The sequence below is a fragment of the Kiloniella litopenaei genome, assembly GCF_000982415.1.
Classification (GTDB): domain Bacteria; phylum Pseudomonadota; class Alphaproteobacteria; order Kiloniellales; family Kiloniellaceae; genus Kiloniella; species Kiloniella litopenaei.
This window is the reverse complement of sequence record NZ_LANI01000030.1, coordinates 42,400-67,578: the sequence shown is the minus strand read 5'-3', so window position 1 is coordinate 67,578 and position 25,179 is coordinate 42,400. Positions and strand designations below refer to the sequence as shown.

Annotated in this window: 23 protein-coding genes; 13 read left to right on the top strand and 10 right to left on the bottom strand. The window is 47.8% G+C overall.

The window, feature by feature from the left end; genetic code table 11:
• Window positions 1-171 precede the first annotated feature (171 nt).
• Complete coding sequence (locus WH95_RS17900) at window positions 172-525, top strand: hypothetical protein (protein WP_046509745.1); 354 nt, start codon at window positions 172-174, stop codon at window positions 523-525.
• A 211-nt stretch (window positions 526-736) separates the two neighbouring features.
• On the opposite strand, the gene WH95_RS17895 is transcribed toward WH95_RS17900, so the two are convergent.
• Window positions 737-2,107, bottom strand: coding sequence for an alanine/glycine:cation symporter family protein (locus WH95_RS17895; protein WP_046509729.1), 1,371 nt, complete (start codon window positions 2,105-2,107; stop codon window positions 737-739).
• Between the two features lie 258 nt (window positions 2,108-2,365).
• Window positions 2,366-2,998 carry a helix-turn-helix domain-containing protein gene (locus WH95_RS17890; RefSeq protein WP_046509728.1) on the bottom strand — a complete coding sequence of 211 codons (633 nt, stop codon included), beginning with the start codon at window positions 2,996-2,998 and terminating at the stop codon, window positions 2,366-2,368.
• Window positions 2,999-3,407: 409 nt separating this feature from the next.
• Between WH95_RS17890 and lpdA the strand changes: the two genes are divergently transcribed.
• From lpdA to WH95_RS17875, 3 genes are all read left to right on the top strand, one after another.
• A complete protein-coding gene (gene lpdA / locus WH95_RS17885; protein WP_046509727.1) occupies window positions 3,408-4,808 on the top strand; it encodes a dihydrolipoyl dehydrogenase in 1,401 nt (466 codons plus the stop codon).
• A gap of 133 nt (window positions 4,809-4,941) precedes the next feature.
• On the top strand, window positions 4,942-6,189 hold the full coding sequence (locus tag WH95_RS17880; RefSeq protein WP_046509726.1) for an MFS transporter: 1,248 nt from the start codon (window positions 4,942-4,944) through the stop codon (window positions 6,187-6,189).
• Between the two features lie 111 nt (window positions 6,190-6,300).
• A complete protein-coding gene (locus WH95_RS17875; protein ID WP_046509725.1) occupies window positions 6,301-7,536 on the top strand; it encodes an MFS transporter in 1,236 nt (411 codons plus the stop codon).
• Between the two features lie 28 nt (window positions 7,537-7,564).
• On the opposite strand, the gene WH95_RS17870 is transcribed toward WH95_RS17875, so the two are convergent.
• The 3 genes from WH95_RS17870 to fsa all read right to left on the bottom strand — a co-directional run bounded on the left by WH95_RS17870 (window position 7,565) and on the right by fsa (window position 9,965).
• A complete protein-coding gene (locus WH95_RS17870; protein ID WP_052742131.1) occupies window positions 7,565-8,470 on the bottom strand; it encodes a tyrosine recombinase XerC in 906 nt (301 codons plus the stop codon).
• Window positions 8,471-8,561: 91 nt separating this feature from the next.
• A complete protein-coding gene (locus tag WH95_RS17865; RefSeq protein WP_046509722.1) occupies window positions 8,562-9,287 on the bottom strand; it encodes a DUF484 family protein in 726 nt (241 codons plus the stop codon).
• Window positions 9,288-9,308: 21 nt separating this feature from the next.
• The gene (gene fsa, locus WH95_RS17860) at window positions 9,309-9,965 is read right to left on the bottom strand and encodes a fructose-6-phosphate aldolase (protein ID WP_046509720.1); all 657 of its coding nucleotides are present in this window, start codon (window positions 9,963-9,965) and stop codon (window positions 9,309-9,311) included.
• A 320-nt stretch (window positions 9,966-10,285) separates the two neighbouring features.
• Here fsa and WH95_RS17855 point away from each other — a divergent pair, with 320 nt between their 5' ends.
• The 7 genes from WH95_RS17855 (at window position 10,286) to WH95_RS17825 (ending at window position 18,771) form a co-directional block, all read left to right on the top strand.
• Window positions 10,286-12,511: a primosomal protein N' gene (locus WH95_RS17855; protein WP_046509744.1), complete on the top strand. Its 2,226-nt coding sequence runs from the start codon at window positions 10,286-10,288 to the stop codon at window positions 12,509-12,511.
• 428 nt (window positions 12,512-12,939) lie between these two features.
• On the top strand, window positions 12,940-13,500 hold the full coding sequence (locus tag WH95_RS17850; RefSeq protein ID WP_046509743.1) for a F0F1 ATP synthase subunit delta: 561 nt from the start codon (window positions 12,940-12,942) through the stop codon (window positions 13,498-13,500).
• On the top strand, window positions 13,500-15,032 hold the full coding sequence (gene atpA / locus WH95_RS17845; RefSeq protein ID WP_046509718.1) for a F0F1 ATP synthase subunit alpha: 1,533 nt from the start codon (window positions 13,500-13,502) through the stop codon (window positions 15,030-15,032). The genes WH95_RS17850 and atpA overlap by 1 nt, the downstream gene beginning before the upstream one ends.
• A 47-nt stretch (window positions 15,033-15,079) precedes the next feature.
• Entirely contained in the window at window positions 15,080-15,964 is an 885-nt protein-coding gene (locus tag WH95_RS17840; protein WP_046509717.1) for a F0F1 ATP synthase subunit gamma, read from the top strand.
• Between the two features lie 45 nt (window positions 15,965-16,009).
• Entirely contained in the window at window positions 16,010-17,431 is a 1,422-nt protein-coding gene (gene atpD / locus WH95_RS17835) for a F0F1 ATP synthase subunit beta (protein WP_046509715.1), read from the top strand.
• Window positions 17,432-17,478: 47 nt separating this feature from the next.
• On the top strand, window positions 17,479-17,883 hold the full coding sequence (locus tag WH95_RS17830) for a F0F1 ATP synthase subunit epsilon (RefSeq protein WP_046509714.1): 405 nt from the start codon (window positions 17,479-17,481) through the stop codon (window positions 17,881-17,883).
• A gap of 150 nt (window positions 17,884-18,033) precedes the next feature.
• Entirely contained in the window at window positions 18,034-18,771 is a 738-nt protein-coding gene (locus WH95_RS17825) for a TerC family protein (protein WP_046509712.1), read from the top strand.
• Window positions 18,772-18,835: 64 nt separating this feature from the next.
• Here the strand turns inward: WH95_RS17825 and WH95_RS17820 are convergent, their stop codons facing one another.
• Window positions 18,836-19,417 (bottom strand): PhnA domain-containing protein, encoded by a 582-nt coding sequence (locus WH95_RS17820; RefSeq protein WP_046509711.1) that lies wholly within the window; start codon window positions 19,415-19,417, stop codon window positions 18,836-18,838.
• Window positions 19,418-19,669: 252 nt separating this feature from the next.
• Between WH95_RS17820 and WH95_RS17815 the strand changes: the two genes are divergently transcribed.
• Together WH95_RS17815 and WH95_RS17810 are read left to right on the top strand one after the other, a co-directional pair.
• Window positions 19,670-20,167, top strand: a complete 498-nt coding sequence (locus tag WH95_RS17815) for a GNAT family N-acetyltransferase (protein WP_046509709.1) — start codon at window positions 19,670-19,672, stop codon at window positions 20,165-20,167.
• 57 nt (window positions 20,168-20,224) lie between these two features.
• A complete protein-coding gene (locus WH95_RS17810; RefSeq protein ID WP_157846003.1) occupies window positions 20,225-20,587 on the top strand; it encodes a 5-carboxymethyl-2-hydroxymuconate Delta-isomerase in 363 nt (120 codons plus the stop codon).
• On the opposite strand, the gene WH95_RS17805 is transcribed toward WH95_RS17810, so the two are convergent.
• From WH95_RS17805 to WH95_RS17790, 4 genes are read right to left on the bottom strand one after another with little or no spacing between them, the layout of a single operon-like run.
• Window positions 20,588-21,079 (bottom strand): RNA pyrophosphohydrolase, encoded by a 492-nt coding sequence (locus WH95_RS17805; RefSeq protein ID WP_046509705.1) that lies wholly within the window; start codon window positions 21,077-21,079, stop codon window positions 20,588-20,590.
• Window positions 21,080-21,092: 13 nt separating this feature from the next.
• Window positions 21,093-22,535, bottom strand: a complete 1,443-nt coding sequence (locus WH95_RS20780) for a divergent polysaccharide deacetylase family protein (RefSeq protein ID WP_052742130.1) — start codon at window positions 22,533-22,535, stop codon at window positions 21,093-21,095.
• Window positions 22,536-22,571: 36 nt separating this feature from the next.
• Window positions 22,572-23,867: a S41 family peptidase gene (locus WH95_RS17795; RefSeq protein WP_046509704.1), complete on the bottom strand. Its 1,296-nt coding sequence runs from the start codon at window positions 23,865-23,867 to the stop codon at window positions 22,572-22,574.
• Complete coding sequence (locus WH95_RS17790; RefSeq protein WP_157846002.1) at window positions 23,867-25,138, bottom strand: murein hydrolase activator EnvC family protein; 1,272 nt, start codon at window positions 25,136-25,138, stop codon at window positions 23,867-23,869. The genes WH95_RS17795 and WH95_RS17790 overlap by 1 nt, the downstream gene beginning before the upstream one ends.
• Window positions 25,139-25,179 lie beyond the last annotated feature (41 nt).

The window sequence follows — 25,179 nt, the reverse complement described above, 5'->3', positions numbered from 1 at the left end:
TGCTTGACAATTAACACCGCTGCTTTTTTATGTCTCAGACTGACACCGAAAAAGTGAACTATGGACAGTTACCATTTGTGAATGGTTACTTGGTGCTGTCATCTTTTACGGATATGATGCAGAGGTGCTTGCTTCGCCCTTTGTTTTGGGCGTTTGAAAATGGGGGGTGGTATGGAAGATGATACGCTAAATCTGAATAACCTTATTGATGGTAGTGGTTACGCAGATTATGAGTTGGACCTTACCGGGTTAGATTTGCGGCATGCGCTGGAGTCCATCCGGCAAATGATTGAACGTCAACGTCGTCGCCGCGAAGTCAGGTCTGTGTTGATACGGCTTGATCCACCTGTCCCCGGGCAGGGTGAGACACTCTTTCGTCCCGTGGGAAAACATTTGGTCGAGCTCTTGAAGAAAGAAATGATTTCCCGTGTGAAGCCTTATGCGGACAAGGAATGTTCCGGCTTTGTCATTCACTTGCCAGCTGGCAAGGAAGAAAATATCAGCGATGATGATACTGATAGCTAAGTCTATCTACTAAATATATCAGGCGCCAAATATCTTATTCTGAATACCTCTTTAGGAAATCTGGCTCAGGATACTCATAAATTATTTTTAATAAAAAGCCTCTGATACAATTTGTACCAGAGGCTGAGTTGTAAGCTCGATAACGAGCTGGCGTAGGCCTGTCAGGCTGAATAAATGAAAAAATATCCAGCCTCATAAGGTAATTAAACGCTTAACTTTCTTTCTTCTCTGCATCTCTGTCTTGGAAATAGTCCTTGGTTAGTTTGAAAACGACAGGACTTAGTAGAAGAAGGGCAACAAGGTTCGGCAAAGCCATCATCGCATTGAGCGTATCGGATAGTAGCCAAACGAAGTCGATTTTCAAGGAAGCGCCGACAAAAACAGCGACACACCAGACGATTCTGAAAGGCCAGATTGCCTTGGTTCCGAAAAGGAAGCCGATGCATTTCTCGCCATAGAAGCTCCAACCAAGAATAGTTGTGAAGGCAAAGATGGAAAGAACGATTGCAATCATGTAGTTGCCGACACCCGGTAGGGCAGTTTCAAAAGCAAGTGATGTCAGGCTTGCGCCGTTCTCGCCACTTGTCCATGCGCCACTGGTGATAATCGCAAGTCCAGTAATAGAGCAAACGATGATGGTATCAATGAAGGTGCCGAGCATCGCAATACTACCCTGGCGAACTGGGTCGTTGGTGGTTGCGGCAGCGTGTGCAATTGGAGCACTTCCAAGGCCGGCTTCGTTAGAGAAGACACCACGTGCAACACCAAAGCGGATTGCCAACCAAACTGTTGCACCAGCAAAACCACCCGCACCAGCAATTGGGGTGAAGGCGTGTTGGAAGATAAGGCCAAAGGCTGCCGGAATTTCAGCTGCATTGATCACGAGTACAATCAGACCACAGGCAATGTAGATGATCGCCATGGCTGGAACCAGTTTCCCGGCAACAGAACCAATACGCTTGATGCCACCCAGGATAACAGCGGCGGTGAGGATAAATAGAATTCCGCCTGTTACGTAGGAAGGAAGACCAAAGGATGTGTTGATAGCTGCGGCAATGGAGTTCGACTGAACCATGTTACCAATACCAAAACCAGCAATAGAACCGAAGATGGCAAAAGTTGGTGCCAACCAGTACCAGCCTTTGCCAAGGCCGTTTTTGATGTAGTACATCGGGCCGCCAACGTGGTCACCATTGTCATCTTTTTCACGATATTTGACGGCGAGAACGGCCTCGGCATATTTCGTCGCCATGCCGACCAGAGCAGTGCACCACATCCAGAAAAGCGCGCCAGGGCCGCCGATAAAAATCGCGGTGGCAACGCCGGCAATATTTCCAGTACCGATCGTGGCTGATAGCGATGTCATCAGTGCGTTAAAGGGGCTGATTTCGCCGCTGTCTTCGGTTTTTTCTCTTCCCTTCCACAGCAAAGAAAAGCCATAGCTGATTTTGCGAAGTGGTAAGAAGGTCAACCCGACCTGGAGGAAGAGACCTGTTATGAGAATGAGGGCAAGCATGGGGGCGCCCCATACAATGCCATTGATATAATTTAGTATATTTGTAAGTGCTTCTAAAGCTTCCATATTTATCCCCTAGTTCGCCTTGTTTTAAACGGCAGGCGAAACTGTTTGGCGCGCTGTGTTTGCTGGACGATCACGCACTCAATTCGTTGATAAGAGTTACTCTGCTGGGAGCTATTCTATAAATCGTATGGTCGATTTTTAATTGTGAAAGGTTTTATCCTATCGGAAATAATTTCGCAATATGGGATTTGCTGGCGTAAATAAAAAAAGTGTGATCAGTTGTAGGTCATTGTTATAAAGTGAAATAATACCAAGTGGTTAGTATGGGTGCGGTGTTGATACCCAAATAATAACAGCATCCTGAGGGCTGGTGGATACACAGGCATGCCCCATACCACTATCGTAATAGAGGCTATCTCCTGCGCTAAGGGAAATTGGCTCATAAAACTCTGAATAGAAGGTTATTTCCCCGTCAAGAACATAAAGAAACTCTTCGCCGTTGTGGCGGACCAGTTCGCCAAAATCATCCATAGAGCGCGCGCGAATGGTGCTTTTGAAAGGAATCATGCGCTTATTGATGATTTCAGTGCACAGGAGTTCGTGTTGATAGGTTGCTGTCGGGTGCTCTTTGCCCTCGTTTTTTCGGGTAACAGTCCTGCGGCCAACATTTGTCTGTAGGTCGCCTTTGGTAAAGAGTTGGGGGATGTCAATTTCCAGGCCTGTAACGAGTTTTTGAACGACTTCAAAGGTTGGAGACATCTGATCATTTTCGATTTTTGACAATGTTGAACGTGCTAAACCTGTGCGCTTAGAGGCTTCTTCCAGTGTCCAGCTTTTGTTCTTGCGAACATCGCGAAGCCGTGTGCCTAGCTTTAGAGGTTCCAAGGTACGTTCTGCGCCCGCAATAGTCGCTTTTGGTTCCACGATTCTCGGTGTTTCTTTGCTCGGCATTTCCTGTTCCAACTTATTGAGTTCTTGTCATTATATCTGTGTTTTGTCTTTTAGTGGAGAATTTTCTGAAAGTTTCCTATAAGAAATATTTGATATCTATAGGAATGTTGTTATTCTCGCTCCAGATAAAACGCTGTTTAGTAAGCGGAGTCCTGCTTATTGTTTATTATGGTCAGAAATCAGAATACGGCCTGAATTATATCCCTTGCTTGAAGGGAGGGCTTTAAAAGTCTGTTTTCTGAGAAATAATTGCATCAAGGCTATATCGTTTGGACTTCATATGCTATCCAGATAAACGATATCAAATAGCTTATAGCCGACGAGATGTAACCGCCTTGCTGAGTAGAAGGATTACATCTTATTGGACGATAAGAGAAAGCACCTGGATACGGAAAGGATCCTTAGAAAAATGAGTGAAGCTCTTTACGACCTGGTCATTATTGGCGGTGGCCCGGGTGGATATGTTGCCGCAATTCGCGCTGCTCAACTTGGTCTCAAAACGGCCTGTGTTGAAGGGCGGGGAACATTGGGCGGAACCTGTCTGAATGTCGGGTGCATGCCTTCAAAAGCGCTTTTGAATTCTTCCGAGAAGTTTGTGGATGCACAAAAGCACTTTGCCGAGCATGGGATCAAGGGATCTGTCGAGCTGGATCTGGAAACAATGCTGGGGCGCAAGGACAAGGTTGTTGAAGACCTGACCAAGGGTGTTGAGTTTCTTCTGAAGAAAAACAAGGTCGATTACGTTAAGGGCTGGGGCTCTATTCCCAAGGTTGGCGAAGTTCTCGTCAAGGGTGACGATGGCGAACAGACATTGAAAACCAAAGACATTTTGATTGCGACAGGTTCAGAATCAACGCCTTTACCTGGTATTGAAACGGATGAAGAGCAGATTGTTACGTCAACTGGTGCGCTTTCTCTGAAAAAAGTGCCTGAGCATATGGTCGTTATCGGTGCCGGTGTAATTGGTCTGGAATTGGGATCAGTTTGGTCACGGCTTGGGGCGCAAGTTACTGTTGTTGAGTTTCTCGATAAAATCCTTCCCGGTATTGACGAAGAAACAGGGAAACTTGCCAAACGTGTTCTGGGTAAGCAGGGTCTGAAATTCAAACTGGGAATGAAGGTTACCGCAGCAGACAAAGTTGATGGCAAAGTCAAGCTGACGATGGAATCTGTGAAAAAAGGTAAAGTTGAGGAACTGGAAGTTGATACTGTTCTGGTTTCTATCGGACGCCGTGCCTATACATCTGGTCTTGGATTGGAAGAACTGGGTGTTGCCATGGAACGTGGTGTAATTCAGGTCGATGGTAATTTCAAAACATCTGTCGATGGCATCTATGCGATTGGCGATTGTGTTCCCGGCCCAATGCTGGCGCATAAAGCAGAAGAAGACGGTGTTGCCTGTGTGGAAACGCTTGCGGGACAAAAAGGTCATGTGAATTATGAACTGGTACCCGGGGTTGTTTATACGCATCCGGAAATAGCCACTGTTGGTAAAAGCGAAGAGGCTCTCAAGGAAGCTGGTGTTGCTTATAACGTTGGTAAGTTTCCTTTCAGCGCCAACAGCCGCGCACGTGCTATGGGTGAATCAGACGGTCAGGTGAAAATTCTGTCTGATGCAACAAGCGATAAAGTTCTGGGCGTACACATTATTGGCCCGGCAGCGGGTGAGCTATTGTCCGAAGCTGTTGCCGTGATGGAATTTGGTGGTTCTGCTGAGGATATTGCCAGAACTTGCCACTCGCACCCTGGACTGAGCGAAGCTGTGAAAGAGGCCGCACTTGCCGTAGATAAGCGCGCAATTCATATGTAATTCCTGGGTGCGTCTAGAGACTAGTTTAAAGAGAGGGAGCGTGAGCTCCCTCTCTTTTTTTTTAGAATTATTTCTGGACAAATTGAGGATAAAAAAGCTTATCATTTGCGCCAGAGGGGTGAGGCTAACAAGAATGCTTGATGGAAGTACGACAAAAAAAGCAACCACTTTGATTGCGGTTATGTGTCTGGCTCAAGTTTTGGGCATGCTTGATAACGCAACCTTTTCTGCCCTGATTATCCTTTTTCAAAAAAAATGGGTTTTAAGCAATACCGAGATCGGATGGATTAGCGGGATCTATTACGGGGGCTACGCAGCGGCTGTGCCGTTACTGGTTGCACTAACGGATCGGGAGGATGCACGGCGGATCTACCTCTATTCCATGGCGGTTGGTGGCATTGCGGCTCTTGGATTTGCTTTTCTGGCCGAAGGCTTCTGGACGGCAATGCTTTTTCGCCTCTTTGCTGGGGTTAGCCTTGCAGGAACCTATATGGTTGGTCTCAAGCTTTTAACCGATCTGATTAGTGCAAAGAAGCAACAAAGCCGTGCTGTGGCCTATTACACAGCTCATTTTGCCATTGGCACTGGTGTATCGGTTTTTGTTGCTGGGGAAGTTTGGCAGCTCATGGGGTGGCAATGGGCCTTTCTTGTTGCGGGTATTGGTAGCTTTTTCGCATGGGGTGTTGTTTATCTCTTTGTTGCCCGGGGCCACAAGCCGTATCACCACATCCCGATGAAGGAGTTGGTGAATTTCAAACCTGTTATCGCCAATCGGCCTGCTCTTGGTTATATCCTCGCTTATGCGGCACATTTGTGGGAGCTTTTTGCTCTTCGTGCCTGGCTGGTAGCTTTTCTGGTTTTTTCTCTTTCTCTGCAGCCAGCAGGAGCTTTCGACTGGAGCCCGACGCAAATTGCATCGTGGGTGTTTTTGCTTGGGCTTCCGGCAAGTGTGATCGGGAATGAGTTTTCAGTTCGGTATGGACGTCGAAAGCTTTTAACGCTGGTCATGGGGGCATCAGCTCTTATTGGTTTTGTGATCGGTTTCTCAGCCAGCTTGCCTTTTATCGTTGTTATTGTTGCTTTCACGATATACGGCGTTACAGCCACGGCTGATTCTTCCTCGCTGACCTCTGGTGTCGTTGCCAATTCTGATCCCAAGCGAAAGGGCGCAACAATGGCTTTGCAGTCACTTGCGGGCTTTGCAGCCGGATCTTTGTCGCCGATTGTTTTTGGAGGAGTGCTGGATTTATTCGGTGGGGCAGAAAATACCCTGGCATGGGCAATGGCTTTTTTAACAATGGGTATCGGTGTGCTTTTGGGCCCATTGATTATTCATAAATTTGGACGTCAGAAGCCTTTGTCTCAAGGAAAAATTATATAAATAAAACAAAATGTTATTCCGTTCTTTGTGGAGATGGAATAGCCTGGCGTTGGTTTTAAACCTGAATGACTAATATGAATCTAGGCATAAAAATACAGGGACTTCAGAAATATGATTCGTCAACTATTCCCCATCAGTGCGCTTCTCCTGGGCGCGGCTTTTCTCTTTTTTGCTGGTGGTATTAATGCACTGATTCTTCCTGTCCGTGGGAATATGGAAGGCTTCTCGGCCTTCTCATTGGGGTTGCTTGGGACTGGTTGGGCGGTGGGATACGTAAGTGCCTGTGTTGTCATGCCAAGATTCGTTTCCAAGGTTGGTCATATTCGGGCCTTTAGTGTGATGGCAGCTTTTGCGGCATTCGCGATTTTAAGCTCTTTGTTGGTTGTCTCTCCTTTTGCTTGGATACCAATGCGCGCGGTTTCAGGTTTTTGTTTTGCCGGGGCTGCAATGATTGTTGAAAGCTGGCTTGGTGAAAGAGCCGATGCCAGCTCGCGGGGGAAAATTTTCGGTATCTATACAATGGTAACACTTGCCGCGACAACAACAGGTCAGATGGTATTGCCACTTGGTGATAGTGCCGGCTTTCTGTTCTTTGTTCTGGGCGCAATGTTTTATTGCTTGGCCCTGGTTCCCACGGCGGTTTCATCCAGCGCTTCGCCCAACCCCTTGGCTAAAGTTAGTCTGGATATAAAAGCTTTGTGGAAAAACTCACCAGTTGCGGTTTTTGCTGTTTTTATGGTTGGGATTTCCAATGCTTCTTTCGGAACATTAGCCGCTGTTTATGCTGACCGTATTGGCCTCGTCCTGACGAGTGTTGCGCTTTTTACAAGTATTCCGATTCTGACGGGGGCTTTGGTACAGGTCCCTGTCGGTCATTTTTCGGATAAAATGGATCGACGAAAAGTTTTGTTGGTGATTGCACTCACAGCCATAGCTGTGGATTTGTCTTTTATCCTGATTGCCCCGGAAACAGAGCTTTTCAATATGATCCTCATTGGCTTTTTCGGTGCATCGATTTTTAGCATGTACCCGGTGATTGTCGCTCATGCCAACGATCATGCTGCGGAGGGCAGCTTTATTCAGGTAAGTGGTGGTTTGCTTCTTGTTTTTGGAATGGGGTCGATCATTGGGCCTTTGTTGTCCGGTGTAGGAATGGCCCACATTGGGACCGCAGGCTTGTTTATGACGTCTCTGGGGGCGCATGTACTTATTGTGCTTTACACGATCTGGCGTATCACGCGCCGTGCACCTGTCGCTGAGGACGAGAAAGTGGCCTATGTTTCTACGCCGCCTGCGCGTACGTCAACACCAGAGACTGCCGCGATGCAGGTGGAGGACGAAGGCTAAATTTTCGTAATTGTTTGAGGCGTCAGGTTTACTTTTGTGCGCTGGGGTGGGCCTTGTCGTAAACCTTTAGCAATTCATCGGCATCGACATCGGTATAACGCTGTGTTGTCGAAAGAGAGCTGTGGCCAAGCAATTCCTGTATTGCTCTGAGATCCCCGCCATTGGAAAGCAGGTGCGTGGCAAAGCTGTGTCGAAGGGCGTGGGGTGTTGCTGTTTCTGGCAAGCCAAGCAGGCCGCGCAGCTTTTGGGTTTGGAGCTGTATGATTCTGGCAGAAAGCCTTTTGCCCTTAACGCCCAAAAAAAGGGGCGAACCCTGGGCTGTGGGGAAGGGGCAAGAGGCCTGATAGCTTGCAATAGCGTCGCAAACAACAGGTAAAATCGGCACCAGACGTTCTTTGTTTCGTTTCCCCACAACACGAAGGAAGTCTTGTCCTTTGCGTGGGGCGTCTTCCTGATTCAAATCCAGTGCTTCAGAAATGCGCAATCCACAGCCATAGAGAAGGAGGAGAACGGCCTGATCCCTGAGGCCAACCCAGGTATCGTCCTGTAGTTCAAGGCTTTGTTCCATTACCTGTTGGGCTTCCCCCTTCGTGAGAGCTTTGGGAATAGCCTGTGTTTTTTTTGGTGTGCGAAGAATATCGAGCACATGATTGTTGATTAGTTGTTGTTTGTTCATCCATTTAAACAGGCCGCGTACAGCGGACAGTGCCCGAGCTGTGGATGTTTTGCTTAGATTCTGTCCACTACGGGCAGCAAGCCAGGACCTGAAATCGCGGATTTCCAGTTGGTTTATCGATTTTAAGGTAATGACATGGCCGCTGTGTTCACCAAGAAAGCGAAGGAAAGCCCTAATATCTTGTGCATAGGCTTCTATGGTTTTGTCTGAAGATCTTTTCTCGTTGCGATGCCAGCTGAGCCAGTCTTGAAAAGCGATTTGAACGTCATCGTTCCAGGGAAGAACCGTAAGATCTATTTCGAGTGTTTTTCTTGGCGTCTTTTTAATGGCTCTTCCCTTTTTGGATGAATTATTCAGGGAGTTTCAGCCAGGTTCTGATCGTGTTTTCAACGACAGATCCGATAAAGCGGATCAATTCCGTACCTTGGCCGGGTTCAAACTGATCATCTCTCTGTGATCCAAATGCCAGCATGGCTGGAGGTGTAGTTGATGAAATATGGAGTCTAACCAAAGCATCGGATTGTATAAGGGGCGCCATGGTGCCGTAAAGGCAGACATCCCCCTGTATGTGGCTACGAAGCACAGCGGGTTGTCCGCTCCCGATTAATCCATCCACCATACCGGCGAGGAGGCAGGAAATGCCTTCTACTGGGGCCGCAACGTCAGAATCGCCCGGTTGTTCGACGCCAATGGCGATTGCATCCATTCCCATGATGATGGGAAGTTCAGTGCTGATGATGTCGATAAGGTGCTCGAAGTTCTTTGCAGAGATCAGAGCGGTTACAGCCCGGTGGGTTCTGTCTTGGGTTAGCTTGTTGTGATGGCTTCTTGATATAACGACGTCGCGCTCTCTTGTTACCTGGGCAAGTTGATTGCGCAATTTTTCGATCATGTGCTGCTGGAGATCAGCAAGACCGCGCCCTTCTGTTTTTCCGGGTATCTCAAGGCTATCTATCACCTGAGGGTGTTGCACCAGAAAATCCGCATGCTGGCGAAGGTATTTTTCGACGTGACGCGCAGTGATGAGAGGTTCTTTTATTTGATCAGTCTCTACATCCTGAGAAGGGCTACTCATAATCTTGTCCTGCACCACTTTCTAGAGAATGGATTGACCGGTTTTTTCCCAGTCAGCCATAAAGGCTTCCAGACCTTTATCGGTTAATGGATGTTTGAACATTGCTTTTAGAACAGCTGGTGGAATAGTTGCCGTATCTGCACCCATCTTTGCCGCTTCAACCACATGAAGGGGGCTACGTGTAGATGCAACCAGAACCTTTGTGCTGATATCTGGATAGGCGCTATAGATTTCAACGATATCAGAAATCAAAGTCAGACCGTCTTGGGCCAGATCATCCAGGCGACCAATGAAGGGGGAGATATAGGTCGCACCAGCTTTTGCCGCCAACAGAGCCTGAGCTGAAGAGAAGCAAAGTGTTACATTGGTGTCGATGCCTTCATCTGAGAAGGTTTTACAGGCTTTCAGGCCGTTCGGTGTAAGAGGGAGCTTGATCACAATGTTATCTGCGATGGCGGCAAGTTTGCGCCCTTCGGAGATCATTCCGTCATATTCAAGGGATGTGACTTCGGCGCTTACAGGGCCAGGAACAACGTCTGCGATTTCTTTGATGACCTCAATAAACTGACGGCCGCTTTTGGCGATTAGGGACGGGTTTGTGGTTACGCCGTCAACAAGGCCGGTTGCAGCAAGTTCGCGAATTTCGTCGATATCCGCAGTGTCGATAAAGAATTCCATCAATCAATCCTGTATTACTGTGTCGCGTTCTGCTTCTTAATCCAAGAAGGGATATCCAGGTTAGCAGAACATGTTGTCCGTCCGTAAGCTAGCGTGTTGCTGCCCGTGGCTCAGAGTTTCAGTATATATAAATCATGAAAGTACGAAGGGAAAGTGAACGATAGAGTTTTTCGATGTATCGTTCATATCTTTTGTATCAGCTCTTTTGATTTTTCTTCCTTGTAAAGGAAGCCTCTATAAGCAAAGGCTAGAGCATAATTTTTAACAGGGAATGACGATTCGTGCAGAATGGTGGTGAAGGGCAGGCTTTATTTGAGGAGATGAATAAGCAACCTCTCCGTTGCCGGGTACAGGTTGTTCTGCCAATTGAAAAACCTTATGACTATTTATTACCTTATGGAACGGATGGCGCGCAGATCGCGTTGGAACCGGGACAGGTTGTCATGGTGCCGGTTGGCCGGCGAGTCTTGCCGGGTGTTGTCTGGGATGGTGACGCGGACGAAAATGTACCCCTGAAAAAATTGAAAGAGATTGTAAGTGTCTCTGAAGTCCCGCCTCTGAGAGAAGAGTTGCGAAAATTTGTTGAATGGGTCGCTAACTATACGCTTTCTCCGCAAGGTTCTGTCCTTAAGATGGCTTTGTCTGTTCCCCAGGCGTTGGAAGATCAGGTAGGGCAAAAGCTCTATCGGTTATCAGGTGATGCTCTTTCAAAAGAAGGTGAAAGGGAAAAAACTCGCCTGACAAGTGCCCGCCAAAAGGTAATTGATGTCGTCACAAATAGTGGTGGCTGGACGTCGGCTGATCTGGCGAGAGAAGCGGGTGTTTCCAGTTCTGTTGTAAAGGGGCTGGAAAAACTTGGCATGATTGAGAGTTATTTCGAGGCACCGGATTTTTTCTTTCCCGCCCCTGTTTCTGATGCTGTCGGCCCCGAACTCTCCCCTGATCAAAAAGCGGCAGCGGATGACCTTGTCAGCAGGGTTCAGGGACGATCTTTCTCAACAGTTGTTCTGGATGGTGTTACCGGGTCCGGTAAAACGGAAGTATATTTCGAAGCTATCGAGGCGGCATTGAGGGAAGGGCGACAGGCTTTGGTCTTGTTGCCGGAAATTGCGCTTTCAAGTCAGTGGCTGGATAGATTTAAGCAGCGATTCGGGGTTGCGCCAGCTGAATGGCATTCTGATCTGACGCCAGCGCTTCGGCGAAAAACCTGGCGAGCAGTTGCGTCAGGTAAGGCGCCAGTTGTCGTCGGGGCGCGTTCTGCTTTGATGTTACCCTATAGTGACCTCGGCCTTATTATTGTGGATGAGGAGCACGAAGGTTCCTTCAAGCAGGAAGATGGCGTTTATTACCATGCAAGGGATATGGCGGTGGTCAGGGCAAAGGGCTGTGGTTGTCCTATTGTTCTGGCATCTGCTACCCCGGCGCTGGAAACGATGGTCAATGTACAAAGCGGGCGGTACGAACGTTTGATCCTTCCCGGTCGCCATGGTGGGGCCGGTATGCCTGATGTGGAGTTAATCGATTTGCGGTTTGATAAGCCCGAGCGATTGCAGTCGGGACCGGGGTGGCTATCACAGGCGCTGCGAGGGGCTATTCGCCAGACCCTGGAGGCAGGCGAGCAAGCGATGCTTTTTTTGAACCGCAGAGGTTATGCCCCCCTAACACTTTGCCGGACCTGTGGGCATCGATTGCAGTGTCCGCATTGTACGGCATGGTTGGTTGAGCATCGACGCTTTCGGCGATTGCAGTGCCATCATTGTGGTTTTTCCGCTGCGTTACCGGAAACCTGTCCTTCTTGTGGGGCAGAGGATTCTCTGGTTCCTTGCGGTCCGGGGGTTGAGAGGATCGTGGAAGAGGCGAAGTTGCTTTTTCCCGAGGCGAATGTGGCGCTTATGGCCAGTGACACCATGACGTCACCGGCTGCGACAAAAGAAATGGTCGATCGAATACAGAATCGGGAGGTTAATCTTCTTGTCGGAACACAGGTCGTTGCCAAAGGTTATCACTTTCCTTATCTAACGCTTGTTGGTGTTGTAGATGCGGACCTTGGTTTGTTTGGCGGTGATTTGAGGGCTGCGGAACGAACTTTCCAGCTATTGCATCAGGTGGCCGGGCGTGCCGGGCGTGCAGAACACAAAGGACGTGTGTTGTTGCAAACATCTGATCCCAAGCACCCTGTGATGCAGACGCTGAAAGAGGGAGATCGCGACAAGTTTCTGGAAATTGAAGCAGAAACAAGGGCGCGAGGAAACCTGCCGCCCTTTGGCCGCTTGGCGGCTGTCATTGTGTCTGGCCCAGATGAAAGTGAGCTGGATAACTTTTGTGCGGGGCTGGCCAGATCGATTCCTCAATTTGATGGGGCGCAAATTCTCGGCCCTGCGCCAGCACCGCTTGCTTTGTTACGTGGGAAATTTAGGCGGCGTTTCCTCATTATGAGTAAAAAAACTATCGCACCTCAGGGTATCGCAAGGAATTGGCTCAGCCAGCTGAAAGCGCCATCACGTATTAAGGTCGTTGTTGACGTTGATCCCTATTCATTTCTGTGACGAATCCCGATTGGTGACGGATGTTTCGGGACGATGTACTATTCGATATCATTTTTGCCGGGTGTTGTTCGCAATGGGCAATAGGCATGTCGTAATTAGTCTCGTAAAGTGGCGGGGATTTAGGAGTAAAAGTTTTTTTATGAAAACGAGCATAAAAAAAATATCGATGAAAATGACGCATTTTTAAGGATAAACAGGGACTTCACAGGGGTTCCAGAGGACTCTTTTTCGCAACTGCGGCGAAAAGAGTGTCATAAAAGGTCGAATCTTTCGTCTGACTCGCTTGAAACCCTGTTATGTCTGTGATACCTAACCCGCGCCTGATGATTAGTACTTGCTACTTTTCTTAATGAATTTAATTTCGGCTTCACTGAAATGCGACCTGTGCAGGCAGGGTCAATTTCTGGCTTATCTTGGGGGCAACCAGCTTGGCAGGCGAAAACACTAGCTTGAATGGCTTGGCAGGGCGCTATGCACTAGCGCTACTGGAAATTGCCGAGGAAAAATCTGCATTGGATGCAGTGGCTGAAGATCTACAGGGCCTGAAACAACTCGTTTCGGACAGCTCTGAGCTTCAGGATTTGCTCAGCTCTCCGCTTTACACTCGCGATCAGCAGGTAAAAGCGATTTCAGCGATTCTGGACAAAGCAGGCGTTAATGAAGTGACGCGTAACTTTGCACTGGTTGTTGCTGAGAATCGTCGTCTTGCTGTTCTGGCTGACATGGCTGATGCCTACTTGGCAGAATTGGCACGTCGCCGCGGTGAGGTCCGAGCAAAAGTAACAGCAGCACACGAATTGACAAAGACACAGCAAAAAGCAATCGCAGATGCGTTAAAAGCTTCCGCTGGTGGATCTGTCGAAGTTGACGTAACTGTCGATGAATCTCTAATCGGGGGCATGATTGTGCAGGTTGGTAGCCGCATGGTTGATAGCTCCTTGCGTACAAAACTTCAGAGACTTGAACTGGTGATGAAAGGGGTTGGGTAATGGATATCCGCGCCGCTGAAATCTCTACCATTCTCAAAAATCAGATCGAAAACTTTGGTGCTGATGCCGATGTGGCAGAAGTAGGCCAGGTTCTATCTGTGGGTGATGGTGTGGCTCGCATCTATGGTCTGGACAATGTTCAGGCTGGCGAGATGGTGGAATTTGCTAACGGTATTCGGGGTATGGCCCTTAACCTTGAAGTCGACAACGTAGGTGTCGTGCTTTTTGGTGATGACCGTGGTGTTAAAGAAGGTGATACGGTCAAGCGTACCGGTTCTATCGTTGACGTACCAACAGGCAAAGGCCTGCTGGGTCGCGTTGTTGATGGTCTTGGTAATCCGATTGACGGTAAAGGCCCACTTAAAGACGTAGAACGTACTCGTGTGGAAGTTAAGGCCCCTGGCATTATCCCACGTAAGTCTGTTCACGAACCAATGCAGACTGGTCTGAAATCAATCGATAGTCTTATTCCAATCGGTCGTGGCCAGCGTGAGCTTGTCATTGGTGACCGTCAGACTGGTAAGACTGCGATTGCTTTGGATACAATTCTAAACCAGAAAGCAACAAACGACGCAGCAGCAAGCGAAAGCGAAAAGCTGTTCTGTATCTACGTTGCTGTTGGTCAGAAGCGTTCTACTGTTGCGAAACTGGTTAAGACACTCGAAGACAACGGCGCTATGGAATATTCCATTGTTGTTGCTGCGACTGCTTCTGACCCGGCTCCACTTCAGTTCCTGGCTCCATATACTGGCGCTGCTATGGGTGAGTACTTCCGTGATAATGCAATGCACGCTGTGATCGTTTATGACGATCTTTCCAAGCAGGCTGTTGCGTATCGTCAGATGTCTCTACTACTTCGTCGTCCTCCTGGACGTGAAGCTTACCCAGGTGACGTTTTCTATCTCCACTCCCGTCTTCTCGAGCGCTCTTGTAAGCTGAACGACGAACACGGTGCTGGTTCTTTGACTGCTCTGCCAGTTATTGAAACACAGGGTGGTGACGTTTCTGCCTTTATTCCGACCAACGTGATTTCTATTACTGACGGTCAGATCTTCTTGGAAACAAACCTCTTCAACAAAGGTATCCGTCCGGCTGTTAACGTTGGTCTGTCGGTTTCCCGTGTTGGTTCTTCTGCGCAGATTAAAGCCATGAAACAGGTTGCTGGTACCATTAAGTTGGAACTTGCCCAGTACCGTGAAATGGAAGCGTTTGCTCAGTTTGCATCTGATCTTGATGCGGCTACTCAGCGTCTGCTGGCTCGTGGTTCTCGCCTTGTAGAACTTCTGAAACAGCCACAGTACAAGCCGCTGACTGTTGAAGAGCAGGTTGTTGTTATCTTCTCTGGCGTGAAGGGTTACCTTGATGCGATTGACGTGAAAGACGTTGGTCACTTCGAAGAAAAACTTCTGTCTGAAGTTCGTGGCAATGGCCAAGATATTCTGGAAACTATCCGTACAGAGAAAGCTCTGTCTGCCGAAACTGAAGGCAAGCTGAAATCTTTCTTGGATAATTTCGCCAAGACCTTTGTATAAAGGTTTGGGGAACCAGAGTTTAATGGCTGTGGGAAACGAGTAACGACATGCCAAACTTGAACGACCTTAAACTTAGGATCGCCAGCGTTAAGTCAACGCAGAAGATCACATCAGCCATGAAAATGGTTGCTGCGGCTAAGCTACGTCGTGCACAGGAACAAGCCGAAGCATCCCGTCCATACGCTGAGCGTATGGAACGGATGCTGGGTTCTCTTGCTGCATCGGCTGGCAAACAGCCCGGAGCATCTCCTCTTCTAGCTGGTACTGGTAAAGATGACGTTCATCTGCTGATCGTAGCTGCTGCTGATCGCGGCCTTTGTGGCGGTTTTAACTCTAACATCGTTAGAGAAGCCCGTAACAAAGCGAAAGAGCTACTGAGTGCTGGAAAAACGATTAAGATCTACTGTGTAGGCCGTAAGTCACGCGACCAACTTCGTCGTGATTTTGGTGATAACATTGTAGATACAATCGAAGACATCGCGAAACCAAGCCTTGGTTTTGACAAGGCGGCAACGGTTGCTGATCGTGTGCTGTCTATGTTCAAAGCTGGTGAGTTTGACGTTTGCACGATCTTCTATGCGAAGTTCCAATCTGCAATCGCACAAATTCCAACGGCTCAGCAGTTGATCCCGTTTGAAGCTGAAGGCGATGCTGACGCATCAACCCTCGCTGACGGTGGTGTATATGATTACGAGCCATCTGATGAAAAAATCTTGAGCGATCTGTTGCCTCGCAACATTGCTGTTCAGATTTTCAAAGCAATGCTCGAAAATAACGCCAGTGAGCACGGGGCGCGTATGTCCGCGATGGATAATGCGACACGTAACGCCGGTGAAATGATTGATAAACTGTCTATTCAATACAACAGAACAAGACAGGCAATCATTACAAACGAATTGATTGAAATTATCTCCGCCAAGGAAGCTCTCTGATCATAGAGAACTTTGGCAAGCGCATTGGCTTAGGAGTGACACTAAATGGCTGATAAAAATATCGGTAAGATCACACAGGTTCTTGGACCCGTGGTTGACGTTCAATTTTCAGGTGACCTGCCTGAAATTTTGAGCGCTCTTGAAACACAGAACGATGGCAAACGCCTTGTTCTCGAAGTTGCCCAGCACCTGGGTGAAAACACAGTTCGTTCCATTGCGATGGATGCGACTGAAGGCCTGACCCGTGGTCAGGAAGTTGTTGACACAGGTGACGCGATCAACGTTCCAGTTGGTCCTGAGACACTGGGTCGTATCATGAACGTTGTTGGGGAACCAATTGACGAACGTGGTGACATCGGTAACAAGCGTACCTTCCCAATTCACCGCAATGCTCCAGAATTTGACGAGCAGGCAACCGACGCTGAGATCCTGGTAACAGGTATTAAAGTGATTGACCTTCTTTGCCCATATGCAAAGGGTGGTAAAATCGGTCTGTTCGGTGGTGCGGGTGTTGGTAAAACGGTTACCATCATGGAATTGATCAACAACATTGCGAAAACACACGGTGGTTACTCTGTGTTTGCGGGTGTTGGTGAGCGTACTCGTGAAGGTAATGACCTTTATCACGAAATGATCGAATCTGGCGTTATCAAGCTGGAAGGCGACAGTAAATGTGCGCTTGTTTACGGTCAGATGAACGAACCTCCGGGGGCACGTGCTCGTGTTGCTCTGACTGGTCTTACTCAGGCGGAATACTTCCGTGATGAAGAAGGTCAGGACGTTCTGTTCTTCGTGGATAACATCTTCCGCTTTACACAGGCTGGTTCTGAGGTGTCCGCGCTTCTAGGTCGTATTCCTTCTGCGGTTGGTTATCAGCCAACTCTTGGTACTGATATGGGTGCCATGCAGGAGCGTATTACTTCTACGAAGAAGGGTTCCATTACATCTGTTCAGGCCGTTTATGTTCCTGCGGATGACTTGACTGACCCTGCGCCTGCGACAACCTTCTCTCACTTGGATGCGACAACCGTTCTGTCTCGTCAGATTGCTGAGCTTGGAATTTACCCAGCTGTGGATCCATTGGACTCCACCAGCCGTATTCTTGAGCCTTCTGTGATCGGTGAAGAGCACTACGAAACTGCCCGTAACATTCAGCGCGTTCTACAGTCTTACAAAGACCTTCAGGACATCATCGCTATTCTGGGTATGGATGAACTATCCGAAGAAGATAAAATGACTGTTGCGCGTGCTCGTAAGATCCAGCGTTTCTTGTCACAGCCATTTGACGTGGCTGAGGTCTTCACTGGTTCTCCTGGTGTTCAGGTTCCATTGGAAGAAACAATTCGCGGCTTTAAAGGCATTCTTGCTGGTGAGTATGATCACCTTCCAGAAGCAGCTTTCTACATGGTTGGTACCATTGACGAAGCTCTTGCCAAAGCTGAGAAAATGGCCGCTGAAGCCGCTTAAGGTTTCTGATTTTTAATTGTCGTTAGACAGGTAGCAGGAAGAGAATGATGGCCAAAGAACAGGTCGAATTCGAACTCGTTTCTCCAGAGAAACTACTCCTTTCCCAGAGTGTCGACATGGTTGTCGTGCCAGGTGAAGATGGTGACTTTGGTGTGCTGCCGCGTCACGCACCGATGATTTCCACGGTTCGCCCCGGCGTAATCGCGATCTACTCTGGTAAAGAGATTAGTGAGCGTATTTTTGTCGCCGGTGGCTTTGCCGAGGTAACCACGGAACGCTGTACCGTTCTCGCTGAAATTGCGCAGCCTGTAGGCGAGATTGACAAAGCAGCAGTCCAGCAACAGCTTCAGGATGCAAAGGAAGATCTTTCCGATGCAAAAGATGATGATGCTCGTGACGCCGCAAGAAAACAGATCGGATTGTCTGAGGCCATGCTTGCAGCTATTGGCTGATTAGACAGTTTATGAATTAAAAGCCCGGTGCTTTCGAGCCCGGGCTTTTTTTATATCTGCTGCTCTTATAAATCTTATCGTTGATCCTCTTGGCGATATCGCTAATGATTGCTCGGAACTATTTCGTTCTAATTCTCTAGAAGTGAGCTTATGGAAAATCTTGTCACTCTACTTAGTGAACCATCAGCCTGGATGGCGCTCTTTACCTTGATTGTTATGGAAGTTGTTCTGGGGATTGATAATCTTATCTTTGTATCGATTTTGACGAATAAACTTCCAGAAGCTCAGCGACCCAAGGCACGGGTAATTGGCTTGAGCCTGGCGCTTATTTTTAGGCTTGCTTTGCTGGGTACTGTTGCGATTATCGTGCAGCTTGTCGAGCCAGTCATCACACTGTTCGATCATAGTTTTTCATGGCGCGATATTATTCTGATTGCAGGTGGGTTGTTCCTGGTCTGGAAAGCGACGAAGGAAATTCATCATAATGTTGATCCGGGAGATAGTGACGCTGATGCCAAAGACGCTGTCGTAAGCAGTTTTGCAACCGTGATTGGCCAAATCCTTGTTCTTGATCTTGTCTTTTCCATCGACAGTATTATCACCGCTGTCGGGATGACTGATCATGTCTCTATCATGGTAATTGCCGTTGTTACCGCAGTTGTTGTGATGTTGCTCGCTGCCGGCCCTTTATCACGTTTTATCGAAGCAAATCCCACAATTGTGATGCTGGCACTCGGTTTCCTTTTGATGATTGGTATGACGCTGATCGCAGATGGCTTTGGGGTGCATGTACCAAAGGGGTACATCTATGCAGCAATGGCGTTTTCAGCGTTCGTTGAGCTGTTGAATATGCTGTCTCGAAGGCGCCGTAAGAAGAAAGCAAGCTGAATGACGTTATATGAGCCGCAACTAAATTTTGCGGCTCATTATTATCGTTTGCGATGGCTGAAACCTATGACTTCTTTACGTACTTAGTCAGTATGACGATTTGCTGTCCGTTTACACGGCCTTCGATATGTTCTGGTGTATCTGGTACTAAAGAGATTCCCCGAACTGCGGTTCCTCTTTTCGCTGTAAAACCACCGCCTTTGACGTTTAGGTCTTTGACTAACGTGACTGTATCTCCTGGCTCAAGAACAGCCCCATTTGCATCAAGGTGTTTTACCGTATTTTCTTCGTTAATGGATGGGGTAATACCCGACTGAGCCCAAGCCAAAGTTTCGTCATCAAGATAGAGCATTTCTAAAAGATCCCGGGCCCAGCTTTCTTGGCTTAGACGTTGCAGCATGCGCCAAGCCATGACTTGAACAGCAGGTACCTGACTCCACATACTTTCATTGAGACAGTGCCAATGATTAAGATCTAGCTCATTTATTTGGGTAACCTGGGCATAACAGGTTTCACAAAGTAAAATTTGTTGATCCAATGTACCGTTTGCATCTGGGGGAATATCGTAGGCCTTTAAAGCCGTTGATGAGTTACACAGTTCACATTTGGATTCTGCACGACTAAGAAGACCACTATCTAAGGCCATATTTTGGAACTTTCGCTTATAAAAGGGGTCTCAGAAACTTTACCTTAATAAGTACATTCTGATTTTGGGGACAATAGCAATCTTTCGTGACTTCAACAATGTCCACATTACAGGTAGGTGATATTTGGTGACGCCTGTTCTTTAGAAGCCGAAGATACGTTTTTTTCATTCTTTTCAATAATAGTGGTAGTCAATGTTGTGCTTTGAATGCTCGGCTTGTGTGATGAGGTCGCGGACCAGTAGGGGAACTTTATGTCTTTTATGGAAATCGTTTTATTGGATAACGGCAGAGCGATCAGGCCCTGTGGTATTGATGACATTGAAGATGTATCCCAGATGGTGATATCCGAAGCTAAAAGAAGTATTGCATCAGACTTTAATGAAAAGGGATGGGACGATTTTGTGGACTACGTATCGTTTGACCAAATTTTAAAGAGGTTGGTGACAGGATCGAAAGCACTTTTAGTGCAGGAAGAGGATGACCGGATCTCTGGTTACATCGAGATTAATGGTGGTCAAATCCTTCTGTTATTTATCGCTGGCTATGCACAAAAACATCATCTGGCTACACAGCTTTTCGATCGTGTTGTTAGGACATTGTCGCCGAGTGAGCTATATGTAAACGCGTCGACTCAGGGATATGATTTTTATTGCTCTCAAGGTTTTGTGCCTCTTGGTGATTGGCGCGAGGATGAGGGCGTGAAACACCTTGCGATGAAGTGGGAAAATGACAAAATGGGTAATGATTGAATCGATCAGGTTATTTCGTAATATGATGGCTCGATTGTTAACCTTCGGGCACTTTTTGTGCCTAACGCTCTCTATTTGGAAATAGAATTCATGCCACACTGTATTGTAGAGTACGCAAAGCCTTTGGAAAATCATATAAAAATTGCTGATCTGATAACGGAGCTATTCGAAGGCATGGAGAGCACAGAGTTATTTGATCGAGCCGCAATTAAGGTTAGGGCTATTGCCAGTGATCATTTTTTAACCGGATCTGATAAACAGCTTTATGTGCATACAACGATTAAGTTACTGCCCGGCCGTAGCTCGCAGCAAAAGGAAGTGTTGGGAACAAAGCTTCTTGAGACAAAGCGACAAAAACTTGCAGATCAGGCAATGCTGTCGGTCGAAATCGTTGATTTGAACGAAGCCTATTTCAAATAATTATCCGTACTGGATAAATTCCTCAACAAGTTGTTGATATAGTTTTTGTTTAAAGGGGACGATGAGATCTGGGAGGGATTTCATTTCAACCCATTTCCAGTCTGAGAACTCTGGTATTTCAGTATCTATATTGATATCGCTGTCCTGTCCTTCAAACTTAAAGACAAACCATTTCTGTTTTTGGCCTCTGTAGCGGCCTTTCCATATTCTAGGAACAAGATCACGAGGCAGGTCATAGGCGTACCAGTCCTGGCTTTCTGCAATTAAGCTTGCATTGGCTGTACCTGTTTCTTCTTCCAACTCTCTAAGGGCTGCGGTTCTTGGGTCTTCTCCCTCGTCAATTCCCCCTTGTGGCATCTGCCATGCCTCACCGGGGTTGTCGATTCGCTGTGCAACAAAAACATGATTATCCCGATTGAGAAGCATGATGCCTACACATGGTCTGTAGGGGAGAGCTTCGATCTCTTGATCGGTTAGGGCGGTGACTGTCATCGTTATATTTCTTTTAGTTTGATTCAACCGTAGGACTGTTGATTGTGGCAGAGGGGGAGGGGTCTTGCGCTGATGCCAATGAGGCTTCATCAATCACAGCAGTTATCGGCACGAGCTGATATCCCTCTTGTTCTATGGTGCTAACCCATTTGGCAATACGTTCCAGTGTCACAGGGAAAGGGCGTCCAGTTGCAATGGCAACGCCATTTTTGGTGGCGATGCGTTCTACCTGGACAAGTCTAGCATCAATCGCTTCTCTGCTAAGCTGGGCCTTGTCAATTGCTCGTTGATTAATCGCGATGGGTACACCAAGACTCTGCCCAAGTGAGGGAACAAGACTGGTGCTGTTTTCACCATTATCCAAGAATAAAAGACCGTGGTCTTTGAAGTATTCCATAACGGGGCGCATTTGACGTTCAGATGTGACAAATCGGCTGCCCATATATGATATCATACCCACATAGCCAGATCCTCTGTTCGCAATCCAGGCGAGGTTGTTGAGGTTGCCTTCGGGTTGACGCCCGGTCAGAAGTGCCTGTGGGCCGGGATCGTCAGATGGATAGGTCAGGGGTTCCATCGGTAAATCAAGCATCACTTCGTGATTATGAGAACGCGCAAGAGCAATCCAGCTTTCCAGGTTTTTGGCATAGGGTGTAAAGGAAAGTGTAATTTCACCCGGAAGCTGGCGGATAGCTGCTTCTGTGGCTGCGCGTGATAAACCCAGTCCCGTTAAAACAATTGCTATCCTAGGCCTTCCATTGGCATCTGGTACCTTTTGTCCATATAGCTTCCAGCTAGGCTCGGTGCTAAAAATTGGTGGGTTTGGGGGATAAGGTGATGGATCAATTGCTGCGATCTGAGGCGTCGTTGGAGATGTCGGCTCCCCCGTTGATGGGGACGCATCGGTGGTTTCTGCTGAAGGAGTATCCTGATCTTTAACGATATTTTGTTCTGGTTGTTCAGGATTTTCTGTCAGTACTTGGTCTGGCGCTTTGGCCTCATCTGGTGCTATTTTTTCTGGTTTATCAAGAGCTTCATTGCCCGCATTTTCAAGACCACTCTCGTCTTCTGATGAAGGCGTTGTCGTGACATCCGGGGCAGGTGGAATACTTTCAGGTTGAGGAGCTGTTTCGCTCTCCATTGCATCCGGTTTTGACTGTGAGTTGTTTTCGAAAGAAGGGACCTCTTGGTCCGAAACCTGTTGCCCCGAGAGTTCTTTGCTCACGTTTTCTTCTGTTTGAGAAGTTGTCTCCCCAGAATGCTCATCAGGGGGATGCTCATCAGGGGCATGCTCATCGCGGGCATGATTATCATCCCTGTTCTGGGGAATTTCTTCTTCTACATATTGATAGGGCAAGGGGACCTGCGGGCCCAAAATTGTATAGCCAACAGCTGCGCCGATTACAGAAATCAGCGCAACCCAGCAGGTTATGAGTAAGATTTTTTTCCAGTTCACGGTTGGTCCAACTGAAGTTATCTGCTCATTAGGGGGTTAATTGCTCGCTCCGTTACTTGTGTTGTAGAGCGCAATCCCCTGAATAAGATCTAGAGCTCGGTCAAGCTGGTAATCTTGTGGCTTGGCGACCTCATCAGCTTTGCCTTCGCTATCAGCATCGCCATCACCGTTTGTTCCCCCCTTGTTTTCCAAGGCCCCTCTCAGATCTGCTTCGCGTCGCTGTCCTTTGGTGTCCAGGGTTTCAACCTTGGCCTGTTCAACAATGATATCTGGTGCAATTCCTTCGGCTTGAATAGACCGGCCAGACGGGGTGTAATAACGGCTTGTCGTCAGGCGCATTGCCCCATTGCCGGGTAACGGCATAATGGTTTGAACAGACCCCTTACCAAAGGACTGTGTCCCCATAATGATTGCACGTCGATGATCCTGAAGGGCACCGGCGACGATTTCTGATGCAGAGGCAGACCCGCCATTGATCAGAACAACCAATGGTTTTCCATCGATCAGGTCGCCGGATTTTGCGTTAAATCGTTGCGCATTACTGTTATCCCGACCGCGGGTTGATACAATCTCACCTTGTTCAAGAAAAGCGTCCGAGACAGAAATTGCTTCTGTGAGTAGTCCGCCGGGGTTTAAGCGTAGGTCCAATACCAAGCCAACCATCTTATCGCCCAGTTCGTCCTGGATCGCCTTGATTGATTTTTCCAGACCTGGTGTTGTTTGTTCGTTAAAGGAAGAAACGCGGACATAGCCGATGTTGTCTTCTACCCGATGACGGACAGATCTAACTTTGATGACGTCGCGTTCCAGCGTGACATCAAAAGATTCAACGCCTTCGCGGCTAATCGTGATTTTGAGCTCGCTACCAACCTTGCCCCGCATTCTTTCGACCGCTTCTTGCAGGGTTAGGCCCAGAACCGCTTCGCCATCCAGATGGGTGATGTAATCGCCTGCTTCGATGCCAGCGCGAGCTGCGGGTGTGTCATCAATAGGAGAGACAACCTTCACAAAGCCATTTTCCATGGTGACTTCGATACCAAGGCCGCCAAATTCACCACGAGTTTGAACTCGCATGTCCTTGAATGATTCTGGTGTCAGATAGCTGGAATGGGGATCCAAACGGGTCAACATGCCGTGTATTGCAGACTCAATAAGCTCTTTATCAGAGGCTTCTTCCACATAGTTGGCCTTTATGCGTTCAAAAACATCTGCAAACAATTCAAGCTGACGATAGGTGTCAAGCCGGGTATCCGCAGTCGTGTCCGCCACCAGGCTGGATGGTAGTGCAATAGCAAAAGCTGTTGTTAAGAGCACTTTTTTGAAACTGAGCATTAACCGTTCACCTTATCGAGATTTGAATTCGTATTGTTTGTTACTATCCACGGAGATGGATTGATGGGTTGTCCGCTTTGACGTAACTCAAAGTAGATTTCAGCGTATTCCAACTTCTTGTCACTCATCCTTGCGACAGGTTCACCAGCCAAAACCCATTGTCCTTCAGTTACATCAATTCTTTCAACTCCAGCCAATAGTGTATGATATCGTCCAGAATGTTCAATGATTAAGATGCGTCCATAGCCACGGAACTCGCCAGCATAGGCAATTCGCCCGTCAAATGGGGCGATAACCTGTGCCGAAGGCCGTGTGGCGATGACCAGACCTTTGTCATAGGATTCATTTGTGCCTCTTTTTTGGCCGTATTTACTAATCACTCTTCCGCGAGCTGGAAATAAAAGTACCCGTTTTTGGCGCGTAGGGAACTCGCGGATTTGCGAGGGATCAGGTACGACAGTTAGCTTGGCAGTCTGTTGCACTTGCGCAGGGGGGGCTTCAACGGCTGTATCTGTAGGGGGTTGATCAGGTATTTTTTGCGGTTTTGGTTTTGGCTTTTTGGCTGCTAAAGCCAGACGTTTGCGCTCTGCTTCCAGCTTTTTTACCAGATCTTTCATGCTACGCGCCTGCTGGGCGAGTTTTTTTACTCTGGCGCTAACCGATTTCTGCGAGGCTTGAGCCTTTGATTGCAAAGCTTGTTTTTTATTAATAAGAGCGTTCAGCTCTTGGCGTTCTTGTTTAATGTATTTTTGAGAAGCCAGTAACGAAGCGCGTTCATCTTCGATTCGGCTTTTTAATTCAGCAAGTTCATCCAAATCGCGACGAAGATCTTCTACCCGCGTTTCTATTTCTGGAACAGCTACCTTCAAAAGCATGGCACTGCGAACCGTATCTATGGGTGATCCGGGTGCTGCGACTAATGCTTCTGGGGGTAATAACGCGATCCTTTGTAATGCAGATAGTGTATGCCCCAATTTTTCACGGTTCTCAGTCAGCCGGATTTTTTTGTGCTCAGCATCTTCTTTTAGTGAGATTAAAGTTTCTTCAATGTCAGTCAGATCACTTTCGTAGTTCTGTACCTTTTTGGCAGATGCAATCAGTTGTTGCCGTAAGTTCTTTACCTCACTGTTAAGTTTTTGTGCCTGAACAGAAAGCCTCTTTGCCTCTTGTTTGCCTTGAGCGGCCTTTTCTTCGATTGTCAGAAGTTGTTGCGAAGCGTCCTGGGCTTTCGCGATATCAAAGCCCGTAATGAGAAAGCTTAAGCCCGCCACAGTTACCACCAACAGACAGTTTCGCAAGAAGCTGTGTCGGG

What these genes read in the sequence shown, in the direction of transcription:
- WH95_RS17900 (WP_046509745.1), top strand. Translation starts at nt 172, where the DNA reads ATGGAAGATGATACGCTAAATCTGAATAACCTTATTGATGGTAGTGGT.
- WH95_RS17895 (WP_046509729.1), bottom strand. Translation starts at nt 2,107, where the DNA reads ATGGAAGCTTTAGAAGCACTTACAAATATACTAAATTATATCAATGGC.
- WH95_RS17890 (WP_046509728.1), bottom strand. Translation starts at nt 2,998, where the DNA reads ATGCCGAGCAAAGAAACACCGAGAATCGTGGAACCAAAAGCGACTATT.
- lpdA (WP_046509727.1), top strand. Translation starts at nt 3,408, where the DNA reads ATGAGTGAAGCTCTTTACGACCTGGTCATTATTGGCGGTGGCCCGGGT.
- WH95_RS17880 (WP_046509726.1), top strand. Translation starts at nt 4,942, where the DNA reads ATGCTTGATGGAAGTACGACAAAAAAAGCAACCACTTTGATTGCGGTT.
- WH95_RS17875 (WP_046509725.1), top strand. Translation starts at nt 6,301, where the DNA reads ATGATTCGTCAACTATTCCCCATCAGTGCGCTTCTCCTGGGCGCGGCT.
- WH95_RS17865 (WP_046509722.1), bottom strand. Translation starts at nt 9,287, where the DNA reads ATGAGTAGCCCTTCTCAGGATGTAGAGACTGATCAAATAAAAGAACCT.
- fsa (WP_046509720.1), bottom strand. Translation starts at nt 9,965, where the DNA reads ATGGAATTCTTTATCGACACTGCGGATATCGACGAAATTCGCGAACTT.
- WH95_RS17855 (WP_046509744.1), top strand. Translation starts at nt 10,286, where the DNA reads ATGAATAAGCAACCTCTCCGTTGCCGGGTACAGGTTGTTCTGCCAATT.
- atpA (WP_046509718.1), top strand. Translation starts at nt 13,500, where the DNA reads ATGGATATCCGCGCCGCTGAAATCTCTACCATTCTCAAAAATCAGATC.
- WH95_RS17840 (WP_046509717.1), top strand. Translation starts at nt 15,080, where the DNA reads ATGCCAAACTTGAACGACCTTAAACTTAGGATCGCCAGCGTTAAGTCA.
- atpD (WP_046509715.1), top strand. Translation starts at nt 16,010, where the DNA reads ATGGCTGATAAAAATATCGGTAAGATCACACAGGTTCTTGGACCCGTG.
- WH95_RS17830 (WP_046509714.1), top strand. Translation starts at nt 17,479, where the DNA reads ATGGCCAAAGAACAGGTCGAATTCGAACTCGTTTCTCCAGAGAAACTA.
- WH95_RS17825 (WP_046509712.1), top strand. Translation starts at nt 18,034, where the DNA reads ATGGAAAATCTTGTCACTCTACTTAGTGAACCATCAGCCTGGATGGCG.
- WH95_RS17820 (WP_046509711.1), bottom strand. Translation starts at nt 19,417, where the DNA reads ATGGCCTTAGATAGTGGTCTTCTTAGTCGTGCAGAATCCAAATGTGAA.
- WH95_RS17815 (WP_046509709.1), top strand. Translation starts at nt 19,670, where the DNA reads ATGTCTTTTATGGAAATCGTTTTATTGGATAACGGCAGAGCGATCAGG.
- WH95_RS17805 (WP_046509705.1), bottom strand. Translation starts at nt 21,079, where the DNA reads ATGACAGTCACCGCCCTAACCGATCAAGAGATCGAAGCTCTCCCCTAC.
- WH95_RS17795 (WP_046509704.1), bottom strand. Translation starts at nt 23,867, where the DNA reads ATGCTCAGTTTCAAAAAAGTGCTCTTAACAACAGCTTTTGCTATTGCA.